The sequence below is a fragment of the Pseudodonghicola xiamenensis DSM 18339 genome, from assembly GCF_000429365.1.
Taxonomy (GTDB): Bacteria; Pseudomonadota; Alphaproteobacteria; order Rhodobacterales; family Rhodobacteraceae; genus Pseudodonghicola; species Pseudodonghicola xiamenensis.
This window is the reverse complement of record NZ_AUBS01000017.1, coordinates 26866-44023: the sequence shown is the minus strand read 5'-3', so window position 1 is coordinate 44023 and position 17158 is coordinate 26866. Positions and strand designations below refer to the sequence as shown.

Below are 17158 nucleotides of genomic sequence, written 5' to 3'. Positions count from 1 at the left end.
AGCCGCCCGATCTGTCAAAACGGTGCCGTAGCCCGGTCCAGCCAGTCACGGGTTTCTCCGGAAACCCGGGGCCCGATAAGCTGGGCCACTTGCGCGTGATACTCGTCCAGCCACGCGCGTTCGGCCGCGGATAACATTTCCACGACCACGAGCCGGCGGTCAATCGGAACATAGGTCAGAGTCCGCCAATTCAGCATGTGACGTTCCGGATCTCCGCCCGCAAGCGGCGCGGCCTCTTGTGCAACGATCAGGTTTTCGATGCGGATGCCGAATGCGCCCTCGCGGTAATAGCCGGGTTCGTTTGACAAGATCATGCCGGGTTCCAGCGGAACGTCGCTCAGGCGGCTCAGTCGCTGGGGCCCTTCATGCACACTGAGATAGGCGCCCACGCCATGGCCGAGGCCGTGATTGAAATCCTGATGCGCCAGCCAAAGCGGCACCCGCCCGATTGCCTCGATATGCTGGCCGGCCAGCCCGGCGGGCCAGCGCAGGCATGAGACCGCGATCATACCCTGAAGCACGCGGGTAAAGCAGATTTTTTCCTGCTGACCCACCTCGCCGATGGCGATGGTGCGGGTGATGTCGGTGGTGCCGTCCAGATATTGGCCGCCACTGTCCAGAACGATCATATGGCCGTTTTCCAGCCGCCTGTCGGTCTCCTCGGTGACGCGGTAGTGGATGACGGCGCCATTGGGCCCGGTACCGGCGATGGTTTCGAAGGAAATATCCTGCAAGGCGTTGTCGCGTTGCCGGCACTCCTCCAGCTTGGTGACCACGTCGATCTCGGTCACGCTTCCGGGGGCCTGGGCGTCGAGCCAGCAGAGAAGTTCGACCATGGCGGCGCCGTCGCGCAGATGCGCCTCGGCGGCGCCGGCGATCTCGGCGGTGTTCTTGCGCGCCTTGGGCAGAGCGCAGGGCTCTTCGCCGTAAACCGCCTTGTCACCCAGCACATCGGCCAGGATCTGCGGCGCGCTGTTCTTGTCGAGCCGTACCGGCCCATCGATTGCGGCCAGCGCATCGAGGAAGCTTTCGGGCGCATGAACCGTCACGCCAGCGCCCAGGTGATCGCCCAGATCCTTCAGCTTTTCGGCGGCCATGAACAGATCGACCCGCCCGTCGACATGCAGGATGGCGAAGCCATGGGCGACCGGATTGCGCGGGATATCCGATCCCCGGATGTTTAACAGCCACATGATCGAATCCGGCAGGGTGATCGCCGCTGCCCGGTGGCCCGCCTTGTGCAGCCCTCCGGCCAGGCGGGCACATTTCGAGGCCGCAGTTTCGCCGGCGAATTCGATGGGATGGGCCCTGACCGGCTGCATCGGCGGCGCCGGCTGATCGTCCCAGATGCGGTCGATCAGATTGGCGCAGCGCAGCATCTCGATGCCCGAGCCAGCGAGCACAGCCTGTGTCCGCTCGATCTCTGCCACGGAATGCAGCCAGGGATCGAAGCCGACCTGACCTCCTTCGGACAATTGTGCTTTCAGCCAGTCGGCCAACTGCACCTCGGGCCAGGGCACCGGGGTGAAATCTGACAGCGCCACCTGTGCCTTCACCTGGGTACGATAGCGCCCGTCGATGAAGACGCCGGCGACATCGCGCAGCGCGGCGCAGAACCCGGCAGAACCGGTGAAACCGGTCAGCCAAGACAGCCGTTCGTCATGGGCGGCGACATATTCGCCCTGATGTGCGTCGGCGCGGGGCACCAGAAATCCTGCCAGCCCTTCGGCCTCCAGCTCCTGACGCAGGCGCGCCAGCCGGGGCGGCCCCTGATCCGGACGTGCGGTCACCTCGAAGGATTGAAACATGGGGGGCCTCTTGTCTTCTCTGCCTTGCAGGGCGGGATCATGATCCTTTGCCGGAGGGAGGGCAAGGGTATGGCGTTCCTCGATTTCTTCGACGCCGAAAAGCGAAGAACGGCGCGATATTCGCGCCGCTCATTCTTCTCGTTTCAAATACGGCCGCCGGAGGCAGGCGAGCTTCAGCTCGCCTTTCGGATCCCCATTACCCGGGCGCGGGCACGCGGGTCGGCATCGAACAGCGCGGCAAGCTGTTCGGTCATCGCGCCAGCCAGTTGATCGACATCGGTGATCGTCACCGCACGATTGTAATAGCGGGTCACGTCATGGCCGATGCCGATCGCCAACAGTTCCACCTGCTTGCGCTTTTCGACCATGGCGATCACGTCGCGCAGGTGTTTCTCAAGATAATTCGCCGGGTTCACGCTCAGCGTCGAATCGTCCACCGGCGCGCCGTCGGAAATCACCATCAGGATCTTGCGCTGCTCGCGCCGGGCGATCATCCGGCGGTGCGCCCATTCCAGCGCCTCGCCGTCGATGTTCTCCTTCAGCAGGCCTTCCTTCATCATCAGCCCAAGATTGTCACGCACCCGCCGCCAAGGCGAATCCGCTGACTTGTAGATGATATGGCGCAGATCGTTCAGACGGCCCGGCTGCTGCGGTCGTCCGTTGGCAAGCCAGGCCTCACGCGCCTGACCGCCCTTCCAGGCGCGGGTGGTGAAGCCGAGGATTTCAACCTTCACGTCGCAGCGCTCCAGCGTGCGCGCCAGCACATCGGCGCAGATCGCGGCGATCGAGATCGGCCGTCCGCGCATCGAGCCGGAGTTGTCCAGAAGCAGCGTCACCACGGTGTCGCGGAATTCTGTGTCCTTCTCGCGCTTGAAGCTCAGCGGCGTGGTCGGGTTCGCCACCACGCGGGCCAGCCGTCCGGCATCGAGCACGCCTTCCTCGAGGTCGAATTCCCACGACCGGTTCTGTTGCGCCTGCAACCGTCGCTGCAACTTGTTGGCCAACCGGCTGACCGCGCCCTTCAGCGGTTCAAGCTGCTGGTCCAGATAGGCGCGCAGCCGCTCCAGCTCCTGCGGTTCGGCCAGCTCCTCGGCGCCGATCTCCTCGTCATAAGTGCTCAGATAGACCTTATAGTTCGGATCGGCCTCCGAGGCGGGCGGCGGGGGCGGCGGCTCCAGCGGCGCCTCGCCATCGGGCATCTCGGTCTCTTCGCCCATTTCCTCATCGGCCAGCTCATCCATGCTGACCTGGGCTTCGCTGCTGTCCTGCTGCTCGTCCTGGGATTGCTCCGGGTCGGCCTCGGCGGTCTGATCTTCCTGATCCTCCTCGCCGGTGCTGTCGGGGTTCTCCTGTTCCTCGGCGTCTTCCTCGGCCTGATCCTCCTGATCCTCGTCGGCTTGATCGGGATCTTCGCCCAGCTGATCGCCATAGCCCAGATCGTCGATCATCTGGCGTGCGAACTTGGCGAATTCGGTCTGGTCAGACAGCTTTTCCTGCAGCTCTTCCAGCGTGCCGCCGGCCTGTTCCTCGATATAGCCGCGCCACAGCTCCATCACGTTATCGGCGCCGCGCGGTAAGGGGCGGCCAGTGGCCAGGTGACGGATCAGATAGCCTGCCGCCACCGGCAGCGGCGCCTCCGAGGCATCCTTGATGCTGTCATAACCGCGCCGCAGCGCCTCGTGGGTGATCTTCACGTCGATATTGCTGGCGGTGCCGGGCATATCGCGGGCGCCCATCGCCTCGCAGCGGGCGGTTTCCATCGCCTCATAGATGTCGCGCGCCATATCGCCCGGGGGGGCATAGCGTGAATGCACCGCCTCGTTGTGATAGCGCCGATGCAGTGCCAGCGCATCCGCCGTCCCGCGTGCCAAAAGCACCTCGTCCCGGGTCATCCGCCGGCTGACCTGCGGCAGGCGCATGCTCTCTCCGGACAGCCCAGAAGGGTCGACCGAATAAGAGACGTTCAGTTCGGGATCGTTGGCCATCACCTTGGTGGCTTCGGCCAGCGCCTTCTTGAACGGATCGGCGGGGTTGTCGGTGGGTTTGCTCATCGCGGGTCAGGTCCGGTCTTATGTCTTGTGCGTAGCCTAGAGACATTCCCGCCCCTTGACCATAGGGGGCGGTGTATTCCCGAGCGTCCCGGGGCTTCGGTCCAGTGCCCGGCCCACAAGATGATCGACATGCGGCTGCCGTGCGACGATTGCCGCAGCAGCCGGGGCGAGCGACGCGATGGTCCGCGGTGACGAAAGGGCCGCGTCCAGCCTTTGGGACTATTCCGCCGTTGCCGCCGGGCCGATGCTGCCGGTCAATCCGGCAGGCATTCCGGGTCTCTTGTCGATATGGCGACAGCCCGAACGCAAAAGGCGCGAGCTTTCAGCTCGCGCCCTGTTTTCTGTTGGCCCGATATCGCCGGGCAGTGAGCGGCCTTATTTCAGGCTGGCGCTCGCCGCGCTTTCGGGCAGTTCCTCGTCAAAGCAACGCTGATAGAACTCCGCCACGGTCTGGCGCTCCAGCTCATCGCATTTGTTCAGGAAGGACAGCCGGAAGGCATAGCCGACATTGCGGAAGATTTCCGCGTTCTGCGCCCAGTTGATCACCGTCCGCGGCGACATCACCGTCGACAGTTCGCCATTCATGAAGGCAGTGCGGGTCAGATCGGCGACGGTCACCATCTGGCTGACCTTCTTGCGGCCGGCTTCGGTATTGTAATGTGGTGCCTTCGACAGCACGATCATCACTTCGGCATCGTGATTGAGGTAATTCAGCGTCGCGACCAGCGACCAGCGGTCCATCTGGGCCTGGTTGATCTGCTGGGTCCCGTGATAGAGCCCGGTGGTATCGCCCAGACCGACGGTGTTGGCGGTTGCGAACAGCCGGAAATAGGGGTTCGGGGTGATGATCTCGTTTTGATCGAGAAGCGTCAGCTTGCCGTCCGCTTCCAACACCCGCTGGATCACGAACATCACATCGGCGCGGCCAGCGTCGTATTCGTCAAAGACGATGGCGGTGGGGTTGCGCAGGGCCCAGGGCAGAATGCCCTCATGGAACACGGTCACCTGCTTGCCGTCGACCAGCTTGATCGCGTCTTTGCCGATCAGGTCGATCCGGCTGACGTGGCTGTCGAGGTTGACGCGCACGCAGGGCCAGTTCAGGCGGCTGGCCACCTGTTCGATATGGGTGGATTTCCCGGTGCCGTGATACCCTTGCACCATCACCCGGCGATTATGCGAGAAGCCTGCGAGGATCGCCAGGGTCGTGTCGGGATCGAACTTGTAGGTCGGATCCATCACCGGCACGCGGTCAGTGGCTTCGGCGAAGCCCTTGACCACCATATCGGTGTCGATGCCGAAGACGTCGCGCACGGAGATCTCTTCGGTCGGTTTTGCGTTGATATCGAGCGCGCCGTCAGCCATTCGTCTCGTCCCTTGAATTCAGTAAGTCCGGCCGAATTGCCGGCAGCAATGTGGTGCAACATATCGGGGCCGGTGACAAGGGGAAGGCGCCCGCATGGAAACCCTGCGTCACATGCGATGGGCGGACTGCCGCAGGAGAGGGCTCTATCCCGGCTGGGCGTTCGGGATCACATCGCGGTCGCGCTGATCAGGCTGGCGCGCCCGTCGCTGCCCGAGATCGGTTTCTCCGAGGGCCGGCATGCACGGATGTCGAAGTCCGAAGACGCGGGACCAAGGGCAATGACGGTGTCGCCAGAGGCTGGTGCCATCTAGAGCCCCCGGAAATCATTGCGGGAAAAATAGGCAATAAAGACGCGGGACAGCCTGTGTCCGGCAGGGGATGGGGCGGACCGGGCGACCTGGGTCGCCGATCCTGCCCGTTCCTCAATCCTTGAAGTTGCGGCTGTCCTTGATCTGTTCCCAGGCCCAGACCACTTCCTGAAGCTGTTCTTCCTGACTGCGATCTCCGCCGTTCATGTCGGGGTGCAGAACCTTGATCAGCTTCTTGTAGGCACGTCGCACCTCGGCCTTGGTCCAGCTGTCCTTGGCCTCGAGAATCTCGACCGCGCGGCGTTCGGTCGGCGGCAGACGCCGCCCGGTGCTGGCGCCCCGGCCAGGATTCTTGGTGGCATTCTGGCCCAGCACCTGATGCGGGTCCTCGATCCCCAGCCGGGCCCAGGCCCGGGCCTCGGGGTCGCCCATCGGGCGGGTGGTGCGTTCCCAGACCTTGTCCTTGGTCTGCTGCGCGTTCAGCTCGGCCTCAGTGGTGCCTTCGAAGAAGTTCCACTTCTGGTTGTATTCGCGTACATGCTGCTGGCAGAACCAGAAGTAGTCGTCCAGCACGTCCGGCGCCTTGGGGGCACGGAATTTGCCCGGCTCGTTGCATCCGTCGTGATCGCAGATGCGGACAGAGGTTTCCGACGCGCCGGACATCCCGCGACGACCGCGCGGGTTCTTTCTCTTGGCCGAAGAGACTGACATATCGAAACCAAAGGGATCCGCTTTTGACATCGCGCTGTTCCTTTGCAAGGGGGGGGCGTTCTGGACTCGGACGCCAGAGTTTAATCTAAGTGGCGGCAGATAGAAGAGGGGGCGGCGAAATTTTTGCCGCATGAGCGAAATAATGAGCAAGACAGACGAAATCGCCGACCGGTTGCAGAAGGCGTTCGCTCCGCGACTGCTGGAGGTCGTGGATGAGAGCGAGGCGCATCGGGGGCATGCGGGATACCGCGAGGGCGGAGAAAGCCATTTTCGCGTGGTGATCCGCGCCGCGGGGTTCGCCGGGCAGGGGCGGTTGATGCGGCACCGGGCGGTGCATGCGGCATTGGGCCCCGACCTTCTGGCGCGGATACATGCGCTGGCGCTTGATATCGACGAATAGGCCCGCCAGCCGGGGGCGGGCCGTCCGGGATCCGTCCTAGTCCTCGTCGCGGCGCACGCCGGCAAGCCGGGCCCGTGTCGTCAGCGCTGCGCCGATCGCCGGATCGGACGAAGCTGCAAGTCCGGCATCCTGCGCGTCTTCGTCAGTTGCCGGCGCGGCCACCGGAGCAGGCGTTTCGCCGGCGCGCAGCTGCGGTTCGGTGACCGGCGGCATCTCGGGTGTCTCGATCCGGCGGGGGGCGAAGCTCTCGGTCGCGGCCTCCAGCGGGCGGCGGAACACCAGCACATTGCGCCAGTTGACGGTCGAGCCGGTCAGGCCGCTGCGCTCGTCACTGGGCAGAAGCTCGGCCCTGAGATATTCCCAGCCCTCGGCCCCCATTTCGTTCAGGGTGGTTTCCACGGCGAGGGCAAAACGCGATTCGGGTGATTTCAGTCCTTTGGCCTTGCGGCCCTTGGCCGGGGCGGGAAGGACCTTGTATTCGTAGCGGGGCATCGGGTTCCCTTCTGTGATCGAAGGTCAATTTAGCAGCTTGCCCAGCAGGGAAAAGGGCCGCCGGCGGACATGGGCAAGTCACTGCCGCAAAGCTGCCGGGGCGTGTCGGAAATCAAGGCACGCGCCGGGCCGGGCCCGGCGCGCGGGGCTGGATCAGTCCCAGCAGCCGACCAGAACGGTCATGCCCATGGCAAGTTTGCTCAGGTCGTCGGGGGCGAGTTGTGGCGCGCTGCCATCGTTGCGCGCGATGTCGACGCCGGCCTTGCCCAGCAGGGCTTCGATCGCGTCGGAATTGGCCGCAAAGCTGACCCCCTCGGGCAGCCGCTGTGCGCCGGCCGGGGCCGGTAGCAGCAGGCCCAGCATGGTGCCGCTGTCATCCAGAACCGGGCCTCCGGCATCGCCTTCGAGCGGCGACAGCGCAAGCCGGGTGAGGACGGTTTCTCCTGCAAGCCCCTTCAGATCGGCAACGGTGCCGAAGGTCAGCGTCGGTGCGCCCAGCACCCCGCCATAGGAATAGCCGGCCAATACCACCTCGGATTGCAGGCGGGGGGCGCCGGGGCGCAGTTTCGCCACCGCCATCGGCGCCAGCATTTGTTCCGGGCGCAGCAGCGCCAGGCCGGTTTCCGGGTCGGAGGCCAGGACGCGGGCCTCGTAATCGTAGTCCAGGGTGATCCGGGCGCATTGGGCCACGTTCGCCGCCGCAGTCAGAACGGTGCCGCGGCTGTCGACATAGACGCCCGAGCGCGACAGTTTCGGTTTGCGCACCGCCAGGCCCGAGACCAGATCGACCGCCTGCGGCGCCTCGGCTCCGGCGCTGGGGTCGAGCACGCGGTCGGTGCGTTCGAAACTTTGCTGCATCGCCGCCAGAACCCTGGTGCGGCGGGCCTCGTCACCCTGGGGCCAGACCAGGACAAAACCCTTGATCTCGGTGCCCGTCAGGCTGGCTTCGGCATGGGTGATGATACCATGGCCCCGGCCTTCGATGGTAAAGCTGTCGCGGCCTTTTTCGCGCGGGCCCGAAAGCGGCACGATCTCCAGCGTCTGCAGCACGTCATAGAGCCCGTAAAGCGCCGCCCGGTCGCCGGGCTGGCTGATCAGCAGCAGTTGGATGCCACTGTCGCCGACAGAGGCATATTGCGCGAAGGGCGATTCATAGCGGGAGAAGTCCACGGCCCCCAGCGGCATCTGCATGGCGATGCCGGCGCGGTCGTCGCGGTGATACCGCATGCCGACGCTGATCAGCGGCGCGTTATAGGCATCCATCAGCGCCTTGCGCTGGCGGGTGGTGAGAACACCGGTCGCCTCGTATCCCTGCGCGGCTTGCCAGTCCGCCATCGAGGCCCGGGTGCCGCGACCGAAGGCGCCGTCGATGGTCGAGTTATAGAAGCCGGCTGCCTGCAGCGCAGTTTGCAGGTCGCGGCGCTCCTTGATGCTGAGCAGGCGTTCGCTGTTGCGGGCCTCCGTGAGTGTCTCGTCCGCAGGCGCGGGCGCGGGCATGGGCGTCGGAGCAGGGGCCGCTTCGGCTGTGTCCTGCGCCGGTGTCGCGGGCGCGGTCTGGCCCGGTTGGGTTGTCGGATTGGCGCCGTCTGGCCAGAATTGTTCGCCATAGCTGTCGGCGTCGACCAGATAGCTGTCGCGTGGGATTTGTCCCTGCAGCCGATAGACCCGCAGCACCTGTTCGGCTTCCGGGCGGGTATAGGGGCCGAGCGCGATCCCGTACCAGCCACCGCCAAGCGCGAAGCCGTTCACATCCGCAAGGCGCATGGCGAACAGGCTGGCTTGCTTGCGGGCTTCGGGCAGGCTGGGGTGGGCCTCGATTTGCACCCAGACAGTATCGTTCGGGGCCTGCTGCGCCCAAAGCGGGCGCGCGAGGCTCAGAACGAGAATCAGGAATGCGGCGAACAGTCTGGGCATAATCAGCCTCTTGGTCTGACAAACATGTGGTTTCGCGGCACCTAATCAGGAAACCGACGCGATTGCCATGGCTTAAAGCGCGGCGTTTTCCCCCTGTTGCGCGTTGACCCTGCCGGGCGGGGAGCATAGGAAAGGCGCGTTTTTACCCGGGTTTCAGGACAGAGCGGCAGATGACCGAAAAACCAACGCCCCCGCGTTCCTTTCAGGAAATCATTCTGCGGTTGCAGACCTATTGGGCATCGCGTGGCTGCGCGATGCTGCAACCCTATGATATGGAGGTCGGCGCCGGCACCTTCCATCCGGGGACCACGCTGCGCTCGCTTGGCACCAAGGCCTGGGCCGCTGCTTACGTGCAACCCTCGCGTCGCCCGACAGATGGCCGCTATGGCGAGAACCCGAACCGGCTGCAGCACTATTATCAGTATCAGGTGCTGATCAAACCGAGCCCACCGGATCTGCAAGACCTCTATCTGGGCAGCCTCGAGGCGATCGGCATCGACATGGAGATGCATGATATCCGCTTCGTCGAAGACGATTGGGAAAGCCCGACACTGGGCGCTTGGGGGCTGGGCTGGGAAGTGTGGTGCGATGGCATGGAAGTGTCGCAGTTTACTTATTTCCAGCAGGTCGGCGGCCATGACTGCCATCCGGTTTCGGGCGAACTGACCTATGGTCTGGAGCGTCTGGCGATGTATGTCCTCGGTATCGACCACGTGATGGACATGCCGTTCAACGATCCGCAGGCGCCGATCGCACTGACCTATGGCGATGTCTTCCGTCAGACCGAACAGGAATACAGCCGCTGGAACTTCGATGTCGCCAATACCGAGATGCTGCTGAAGCATTTCGAAGAGGCCGAGGCCGAATGTGAATCCATCCTGTCGCAAGAGGCGATGGACCCCAAGACCGGCAAGCGGATCATCATGGCGCATCCTGCCTATGACCAGTGCATCAAGGCCAGCCACCTCTTCAACTTGCTCGACGCGCGCGGGGTGATCTCGGTCACCGAACGCCAGGCTTATATCGGTCGGGTGCGGGCGCTGGCCAAGAAATGCGCCGATGCCTTCGTGCAGACCGCTGCGGGGGGCTTTGAGGCCGCATGACCCGGGCCTTCGCCGCCCTAAGCCAGACCCGGCAGCAGGGTCTTGAGCCCGCCCGCGATCATGTCGACCGCGATGGCGGCCAGGATGATGCCCATCAGCCGGATGGTCACGGTGCGCAGGGTTTGCGACATCAGCCGGCCGATGCTGGCGGCGAAGAACAGGACCACCGCCAGCGCCAGCAGATCGCCCGCCAGCACCAGGGCAATGGCCAGATGGTCGCCGGGGCCGCTGGCCTGGCCGGTGAACAGGATGATCGTGGCGATGGTGCCGGGGCCCACCAGCATCGGAAAGGCCATGGGGTAGAAGGACACCGTCTCTCGGGTCTCGTTGGCGGCCTTTTCCGCGGCGGTTCCATGATGGGCGGGGCCGGATCGGCCGTTGAGCATTCCAAGCGCGATCATCATCAGGACGACGCCGCCGGCGACGCGGAAATCAGCCAGGCTGATGCCGAAAAAACTGAGGATTTCGGTGCCCGCCAGCGCCACCACGGCGCAGAGGATGGCGGCATAGAAGGATGCCATCAGCGCCGCGCGCCGCTGGTCTGCCGTCTCCATGTCCGAGGTGAGGCCCAGGAACATCGGCAGGTTCACGAAGGGGTTCATGATCGCGAAGATCGCGCCTGCGAACTTGATCAGAAACGCCATGTCCATATTCGTATCCTTCGGTCAGCCGCCCAAGGCCTAGCATCGCCCAGCCCCCGGGCCAACCCTGCACGGGAGCTTGCGGCATGAACGGGAAATGGGGCGCCTCGCTGATCGTCGTGGCTGCGCTGGTCGCGGGGATGGCGATCTATTATCTGCAGGTCTATGGCTATTATTACGAGGTGACGCCGCAGCCCGGCGAGGATGTCACGCTGGTTTCGCGCGCGACGGGGCAGCCCGAGCCGATCCCCTATTCCGGATTTCGCGCCATCGACGCCGACAGTTCTCCGATCCGCTATCGCTCCTGCTTCACCACGCCGCTTACCACCGACCAGCTTGCCGCCTATGTGCCGCTGGACAGCGCAGAGCCGCTGGTGGCGCCCGGCTGGTTCGACTGTTTCGACGCCGAGGAAATCGGCCGCGGGGTCGAGGCGGGGCAGTTCCATATGTATCTTTCGGTCAAGAACATCGCCTATGGCGTCGACCGGGTGGTCGCCATCGCCCCGGACGGGCGCGGCTGGGCCTGGAACGAGCTGAACCATTGTGGCCGCAAGGCCTATGACGGAACCCCGGTGGGAGAGGACTGCCCACCCCGGACCGAGGGGGCCGGATCATGACCCCTCAGACCGATCTTTCGCAAACACTTTCCGGGCCTTGTCGCCTGAACCGCCCCGAGGACATCCGATGCCTGACCTTCTGATCGAACTCTTCTCCGAGGAAATCCCGGCCCGCATGCAGGCCCGTGCCGCCGAGGATCTGAAACAGCGCGTCACCAATGGCCTGGTCGAGGCCGGGCTGACCTATGCCGGTGCTGCCGCCTTTTCGACGCCGCGCCGGCTGACCCTGGCGCTGGAAGGGCTGCTGGCCCATTCCCCGACACTGAAAGAGGAACGCAAGGGCCCTAAGGTCGGCGCACCGGAAAAGGCCATCGAAGGCTTTCTGCGCGGCGCCGGGTTGACCCGCGATCAGCTTGAGGAGCGCGATACGCCGAAGGGGGCGATTTATTTCGCCACGCTCACCAAGCCGGGCCGCCCGGCGGCCGAGATCGTGGCCGAGGTGCTGGAAGACACCATCCGCAATTTTCCCTGGCCGAAGTCGATGCGCTGGGGCGCGGGCACTCTGCGCTGGGTGCGCCCGCTGCATTCGATCCTCTGCATCCTGTCGGACGAGGGCGGCGCCAGCGTCGTGCCGCTGGACGTGGAGGGGATCGTCGCCGGGGACACCACGCGCGGCCATCGCTTCATGGCGCCGGCGGCCTTCACGGTTTCGTCTTTTGAAAGCTATGCGGCACAGCTGAAGCGCGCCCATGTGATCCTCTCGGCCGAGGAACGCGCCGATCATATCTGGTCGGAGGCCACCAACATGGCCTTTGCCGCCGGCCTTGAGGTGGTCGAGGACAAGGGACTGCTGGCCGAGGTTGCTGGGCTGGTCGAATGGCCGGTGGTGCTGATGGGCGAGATCGGCGCCGATTTCCTCAATCTGCCGCCAGAGGTGCTGCAGACCTCGATGAAGGAACATCAAAAGTTCTTCTCGGTCCGTGATCCCAAGACTGGCCGCATCGTGCGCTTCATCACCGTGGCGAACCGCGAGACGGCGGATAACGGCAAGACCATCCTCGCCGGCAACCAGAAGGTGCTGTCGGCACGGCTGTCGGATGCGAAATTCTTCTGGGAAAATGACCTGCGGGTGGCGCAGCGCGAAGGGCTGGGCGCCTGGACCGACCGGCTGGCCCATGTGACCTTCCACAACAAGCTGGGCAGCCAGAAGGCGCGGATCGCGCGGATCGCGCTGCTGGCGCGTGAACTGGCGCCGAAGGTCGGCTCCGATGCCGATCTGGCTGCCCAGGCGGCCGAGGTCGCCAAGGCCGATCTGTCTTCGGAAATGGTCTATGAATTCCCCGAACTGCAGGGGCTGATGGGCCGCTATTACGCCGAGGCCGCCGGCCTGCCCGCCGAGGTGGCCCAAGCCTGTCAGGAACATTATTCGCCGCTGGGGCCGTCGGACGACGTGCCGACCGCGCCGGTTTCGGTCACTGTGGCGCTGGCAGACAAGCTGGATACCTTGACCGGCTTCTGGGCGATTGACGAAAAGCCCACCGGGTCGAAAGACCCCTTTGCCCTGCGCCGCGCCGCGCTGGGGGTGATCAGGCTGGTGCTGGAAAATGGCGTGCGCCTGCCGCTGCTGCCGATCTTCGAGGCCGGCATGGTCAATCAGACGGTCGATGCCGATCGCACCGATTACGTTGACACGGCCACCGATCTTCTGACCTTCTTCCATGACCGGCTGAAGGTCTATCTGCGTGACGAGGGCCTGCGGCATGACGTGATCGACGCCTGCCTGGCGATGCCGGGCAATGATGATTTGCTGCTGCTGGTCACCCGCGCCCGGGCACTGACCGAGGTGCTGGCCACGGATGAGGGTGAGAACCTGCTGCAAGGCTTCAAGCGTGCCAATAACATCCTGACCCAGGCGGAAGAGAAGGATGGGGTGGAATACGCCTTTGGCGCCGATCCGAAATTCGCCGAGACCGACAGCGAACGCGCGCTTTTCACCGCGCTCGACACTGCCGAGGCAGCGATCGCTCCGGCCATGGCGGTCGAAAATTTCCCGGCGGCGATGGCGGCGATGGCAGCCCTGCGTGGCCCGATCGACGCCTTCTTCGAAGATGTGCAGATCAATGCCGAAAACCAGGTGCTGCGCCGCAACCGGCTGAACCTGCTCTATCAGATCCGAAAGGTCTGCGCCCAGGTCGCCGACCTGACCCGCATCGGCGGCTGATGCTGCCGCCTCCGCCCCGGAAAACCGGCGCGGGGGCGGCCCGCGGCCTTTGCCGCGGGATACGCAGGGTTCGGATGCGCTTCCCCTTGCACCTGCGCATACCGGGTCTATGCTGCCTGCATAGCAATAGGTGCTGCAGTGCAGAATAATACCGATACCACACTGATCACCCCGATCGCCCCGATCGCCACGGCGACCCATGGGGGCCGGGCCAAATGTCTACAGCGTCTGGTCCGCCTCGACCTGCCGGTGCCGCGCACGGTCGCTTTGTCGTTCCAGGCGGTCAAGCGGATTGCTGCCGGGCAGATGCCCGATATCGACGAGGTCGACCGGCAGTTCGATCCGGGCGCCTTGCTTTGCGTGCGCCCGTCCTCGGAAGACCCCGATTGGGGCGGGCCGGGTGCGGTGCTGAATATCGGCATGAACGACCAGCAATATGAATGCCTGTCCGACAGTCTGGGGGCACGCGCGGCTGCAGCGCTTTATTCCCGTTTCGTGCAGGCCTATGCGACCCATGTGGCGCGTCTCGATCCGGATGTCTTCGACAGCGATTCCGACGAGGGGCCGAAGGGGCTACAGCGGATGTTGCGCGCCTATGAAGAAGAGGCGGACGAACCCTTCCCACAATCGCGTCCCGAACAACTCAAGGGCGTGTTGCGGTCGATGGCGCGGGCCTGGGAGGGCACATCGGCGCGTTTGCTACGTCAGGCCAAGGGGGCGCCGGCGGATGCCGGGCTGGGGCTGGTGGTGCAGGAGATGATCCCGGGGCTCGGGCAGGGGGAATGCGGGTCGGGCGTGCTGCAGCTGGCCAATCCGGTAACTGGCCTGCCACAGATCACCGGCCGCTATCTGAGCCAGAGCCAGGGCCGCGAGGCGCTGGGGGCCGGGGCCGAGGCGATTTATCTCGAAAAGGATCCGCGGGGCCCGTCGCTGGAGGAGCTGGCGCCGGAGGCCTTCGAGGCGCTCAAGCGTGACGCCGCGCTGATGCGGGAACGTCTGCGTGAGGAAATGCAGGTCGAATTCGTTATCCAGAATGGCAATGTCCATATCCTGGATGGCGTGCGCGTGGCCCGCAGTCCGCGGGCGGCGGTGCGGATCGCCGTGCGGCTTGCCGAAGACGGCATCATCCCGCCGCAGGAGGCGGTGATGCGGGTGGATGCGCATTCGGTCAGCGAATTGCTGCACCGTCAGGTCTCGCCGACGGCGGCGCGGGATGTGCTGGGGCGCGGGATCGGCGCCAGCCCGGGGGCGGCGACGGGGCGGATCGTCTTTAACGCGGCCGCAGCCCAGGCCAGTGCCGCGCGCGGAGAAGCCTGCATTCTGGTGCGCCGCGAGACCGCGCCGGAGGATGTGAGGGGCATGCATGCCGCCGCCGGGGTGCTGACCGAAAAGGGCGGCATGACCAGCCATGCGGCTGTGATCGGCCGCGGTCTTGGGCTGCCCTGCATCGTCGGCGCTTCGGAGCTGACCTTTAACACCCGCGACAAGCTGCTGATCACGCCGGAGCGGCGTCTTCTGCGCGAGGGGGATGTGATCACCATCGACGGCAGTTCCGGCGAAATCCTCGCTGGCGAGCCGGAGATGCTGGAGGCCGCGCTCGACGACGCATTCCAGACGCTGATGGGCTGGGCCGATGCCGAACGCGATATCGGCATTCGCGCCAATGCCGATACCCCGGCGGATGCACGCACCGCGCGCAACTTCGACGCGCAGGGGATCGGGCTGTGCCGGACCGAACATATGTTCTTCGATCAAGGGCGCCTGACGGTCATGCGCGAGATGATTTTCGCCGAGACCAGCTCCGGCCGGGCCGAGGTCCTAGCGAGGCTTCTGCCAATGCAGCGGGACGATTTCATCCAGCTTTTCAAGATCATGGAAGGGCGGCCCGTTTGTATCCGGTTGTTCGATCCCCCATTGCATGAATTTCTGCCGGCCACCCGGACCGGCCAGCGGGAACTGGCCGAAGCGCTGGACCTGCCGGTTTCCGATGTCACCCGGCGGATCGAGGCGATGGCGGAATATAATCCCATGCTGGGCCTGCGCGGGGTACGGCTGGGGGTTACCGTGCCCGAGATCTACGAGATGCAGGCCCGCGCTATCTTTGAGGCGGCGCTGGCGATGCGCGAAAGCGGTGAACCGGTCGTGCCCGAAATCATGATCCCGCTGGTGTCGGCGCGGCGTGAGGTCGAACTGATCAAGGCCCGGATCGACGCCATCGCCGCCACCGTGCGTGCCAAGCATGGCGAGGAATTCGATTACCGTCTGGGGGTGATGGTCGAGACCCCGCGCGCCGCTTTGCGCGCGGCCGAGATTTCGCCCTATGTGTCCTTCCTCAGCTTCGGCACCAACGACCTCACCCAGATGACCTATGGTCTGTCGCGGGACGACGCCGGGCGGTTCATGTCGGATTACGTGCGCAAGGGGGTGTTCAACGAGGATCCGTTTCATGTGCTCGATGTCGAGGGCGTGGGGGAACTTCTGAAACTCGGTGCGGATCGGGGGCGGGGGGCACATCCCGGCTTGACGGTGTCGATTTGCGGCGAACACGGGGGTAACCCCGAATCAATCGAATTCTGCCGTGAGGCGGGGTTCGATTATGTCTCTTGTTCGCCGTTTCGGGTTCCCGTCGCTCGGCTGGCTGCCGCTCAACTTGCAATCGCGGCCAAGACGGGGCTGAACGCGGCGAAGAGGCCGTAAATAAAGGATTCTTTTGCCGGACGCTTCCGGTGGCGCAGATTTGTGAAGCTTCGTAAACTGCCCGTGATTTGGGCAGAGGTAGACCTTTTGGCCTTTCTGAGCTAATGGAGCCGCTGCGCCGGGCCGTGACAGCCGGGTGCGAGACACTGCTCATTGAGGTACAGATGAACCGGGTTCTGGCTTTTGCTGTCGTGATCATAGCGGCGATGTCGCCGCTTTCCGTGTCGGCCGAAGCCGGTCTGAAGAGCTTGTTCAAGCGCGAACAATCCACCCTCGGTGCAATGCCGGATCATCAGTTGAAATCCTTCCTGACCGCGTCGCGCGGAAAGGTCAGCAAGAAGGGTAAGGCGCCAGCTTTCAGCTTTACCCGCGATTGGCTCGATGCGCAGCCGGAACCCGAGGGCGGGGACAACTGGCGCTGTCTGGCCGAGGCCCTGTATTTCGAAGCCCGCGGCGAAACGGTCAAGGGGCAGTTCGCGGTGGCCGAGGTGATCATGAACCGGGTCCGCAGTGGCCGTTATCCCGATACGCTCTGCGGGGTGATCCGCCAGGGCACCGGCAAAAGGTATCAATGCCAGTTCACCTATACCTGCGACGGGCGCGCCGAGGTGATCCGCGAGCCGGCGGCATTTGAGCGGGTCTCGAAGGTGGCGCGGGCGGTGATGGATGGCTATGCCGGCGATCTGACCGATGGTGCCACCCATTACCACACTCTGTCGGTCAAGCCGCGTTGGGCGCGTGTCTATACGCAGACCGCCAAGATTGGCGAGCACATCTTTTATCGCCAGAACTATCGGACCGCGTCGAGCGACTGAGCCGAAAGGCCAGCGGCAGGCCGGGGCGACGCTTTCCGTCGCTGGTGCGACGCGGATGGGCCTGTTAGAAGGGCGGC

General features: G+C 64.6%; 14 protein-coding genes. 6 read left to right on the top strand and 8 right to left on the bottom strand.

Translation table 11 applies throughout. The features are described from left to right. Window positions 1-14 precede the first annotated feature (14 nt). The 5 genes from G455_RS0114345 to G455_RS0114325 form a co-directional block, all read right to left on the bottom strand. Window positions 15-1808 (bottom strand): aminopeptidase P family protein, encoded by a 1794-nt coding sequence (locus G455_RS0114345; RefSeq protein WP_028094335.1) that lies wholly within the window; start codon window positions 1806-1808, stop codon window positions 15-17. A gap of 173 nt (window positions 1809-1981) precedes the next feature. Then, entirely contained in the window at window positions 1982-3859 is a 1878-nt protein-coding gene (cobT, locus tag G455_RS0114340; RefSeq protein ID WP_028094334.1) for a cobaltochelatase subunit CobT, read from the bottom strand. Window positions 3860-4234: 375 nt separating this feature from the next. After that, complete coding sequence (gene cobS, locus G455_RS0114335; protein ID WP_028094333.1) at window positions 4235-5221, bottom strand: cobaltochelatase subunit CobS; 987 nt, start codon at window positions 5219-5221, stop codon at window positions 4235-4237. Window positions 5222-5388: 167 nt separating this feature from the next. Beyond that, complete coding sequence (locus G455_RS26420) at window positions 5389-5529, bottom strand: hypothetical protein (protein WP_154664393.1); 141 nt, start codon at window positions 5527-5529, stop codon at window positions 5389-5391. Between the two features lie 115 nt (window positions 5530-5644). Then, complete coding sequence (locus G455_RS0114325; RefSeq protein WP_028094331.1) at window positions 5645-6271, bottom strand: J domain-containing protein; 627 nt, start codon at window positions 6269-6271, stop codon at window positions 5645-5647. A gap of 112 nt (window positions 6272-6383) precedes the next feature. Here G455_RS0114325 and G455_RS0114320 point away from each other — a divergent pair, with 112 nt between their 5' ends. Next, the gene (locus G455_RS0114320; RefSeq protein WP_028094330.1) at window positions 6384-6641 is read left to right on the top strand and encodes a BolA family protein; all 258 of its coding nucleotides are present in this window, start codon (window positions 6384-6386) and stop codon (window positions 6639-6641) included. Window positions 6642-6677: 36 nt separating this feature from the next. On the opposite strand, the gene G455_RS26930 is transcribed toward G455_RS0114320, so the two are convergent. Further along, complete coding sequence (locus tag G455_RS26930) at window positions 6678-7133, bottom strand: DUF4177 domain-containing protein (protein ID WP_229861795.1); 456 nt, start codon at window positions 7131-7133, stop codon at window positions 6678-6680. A gap of 153 nt (window positions 7134-7286) precedes the next feature. Beyond that, on the bottom strand, window positions 7287-9047 hold the full coding sequence (locus G455_RS0114310; protein WP_028094329.1) for a serine protease: 1761 nt from the start codon (window positions 9045-9047) through the stop codon (window positions 7287-7289). A 170-nt stretch (window positions 9048-9217) separates the two neighbouring features. On the opposite strand from G455_RS0114310, the gene G455_RS0114305 reads away from it, so the two are divergent. Beyond that, window positions 9218-10150 carry a glycine--tRNA ligase subunit alpha gene (locus tag G455_RS0114305; RefSeq protein WP_028094328.1) on the top strand — a complete coding sequence of 311 codons (933 nt, stop codon included), beginning with the start codon at window positions 9218-9220 and terminating at the stop codon, window positions 10148-10150. Between the two features lie 17 nt (window positions 10151-10167). Here G455_RS0114305 and G455_RS0114300 read toward each other — a convergent pair whose 3' ends face one another. Beyond that, window positions 10168-10800, bottom strand: a complete 633-nt coding sequence (locus G455_RS0114300) for a MarC family protein (RefSeq protein WP_028094327.1) — start codon at window positions 10798-10800, stop codon at window positions 10168-10170. A gap of 77 nt (window positions 10801-10877) precedes the next feature. Here G455_RS0114300 and G455_RS0114295 point away from each other — a divergent pair, with 77 nt between their 5' ends. The 4 genes from G455_RS0114295 to G455_RS0114280 all read left to right on the top strand — a co-directional run bounded on the left by G455_RS0114295 (window position 10878) and on the right by G455_RS0114280 (window position 17081). Continuing rightward, the gene (locus tag G455_RS0114295) at window positions 10878-11408 is read left to right on the top strand and encodes a DUF6446 family protein (protein ID WP_028094326.1); all 531 of its coding nucleotides are present in this window, start codon (window positions 10878-10880) and stop codon (window positions 11406-11408) included. Between the two features lie 67 nt (window positions 11409-11475). Continuing rightward, window positions 11476-13569, top strand: coding sequence for a glycine--tRNA ligase subunit beta (glyS, locus tag G455_RS0114290; protein WP_028094325.1), 2094 nt, complete (start codon window positions 11476-11478; stop codon window positions 13567-13569). Window positions 13570-13707: 138 nt separating this feature from the next. After that, the gene (locus G455_RS0114285) at window positions 13708-16266 is read left to right on the top strand and encodes a putative PEP-binding protein (RefSeq protein WP_028094324.1); all 2559 of its coding nucleotides are present in this window, start codon (window positions 13708-13710) and stop codon (window positions 16264-16266) included. 164 nt (window positions 16267-16430) lie between these two features. Further along, window positions 16431-17081 (top strand): cell wall hydrolase, encoded by a 651-nt coding sequence (locus G455_RS0114280; RefSeq protein ID WP_084437085.1) that lies wholly within the window; start codon window positions 16431-16433, stop codon window positions 17079-17081. The last annotated feature ends 77 nt before the right edge of the window (window positions 17082-17158 follow it).

Coding starts and splice junctions, on each gene's coding strand:
- G455_RS0114345 (WP_028094335.1), bottom strand. CDS start 1,808: ATGTTTCAATCCTTCGAGGTGACCGCACGTCCGGATCAGGGGCCGCCC.
- cobT (WP_028094334.1), bottom strand. CDS start 3,859: ATGAGCAAACCCACCGACAACCCCGCCGATCCGTTCAAGAAGGCGCTG.
- cobS (WP_028094333.1), bottom strand. CDS start 5,221: ATGGCTGACGGCGCGCTCGATATCAACGCAAAACCGACCGAAGAGATC.
- G455_RS26420 (WP_154664393.1), bottom strand. CDS start 5,529: ATGGCACCAGCCTCTGGCGACACCGTCATTGCCCTTGGTCCCGCGTCT.
- G455_RS0114325 (WP_028094331.1), bottom strand. CDS start 6,271: ATGTCAAAAGCGGATCCCTTTGGTTTCGATATGTCAGTCTCTTCGGCC.
- G455_RS0114320 (WP_028094330.1), top strand. CDS start 6,384: ATGAGCAAGACAGACGAAATCGCCGACCGGTTGCAGAAGGCGTTCGCT.
- G455_RS26930 (WP_229861795.1), bottom strand. CDS start 7,133: ATGCCCCGCTACGAATACAAGGTCCTTCCCGCCCCGGCCAAGGGCCGC.
- G455_RS0114310 (WP_028094329.1), bottom strand. CDS start 9,047: ATGCCCAGACTGTTCGCCGCATTCCTGATTCTCGTTCTGAGCCTCGCG.
- G455_RS0114305 (WP_028094328.1), top strand. CDS start 9,218: ATGACCGAAAAACCAACGCCCCCGCGTTCCTTTCAGGAAATCATTCTG.
- G455_RS0114300 (WP_028094327.1), bottom strand. CDS start 10,800: ATGGACATGGCGTTTCTGATCAAGTTCGCAGGCGCGATCTTCGCGATC.
- G455_RS0114295 (WP_028094326.1), top strand. CDS start 10,878: ATGAACGGGAAATGGGGCGCCTCGCTGATCGTCGTGGCTGCGCTGGTC.
- glyS (WP_028094325.1), top strand. CDS start 11,476: ATGCCTGACCTTCTGATCGAACTCTTCTCCGAGGAAATCCCGGCCCGC.
- G455_RS0114280 (WP_084437085.1), top strand. CDS start 16,431: ATGAACCGGGTTCTGGCTTTTGCTGTCGTGATCATAGCGGCGATGTCG.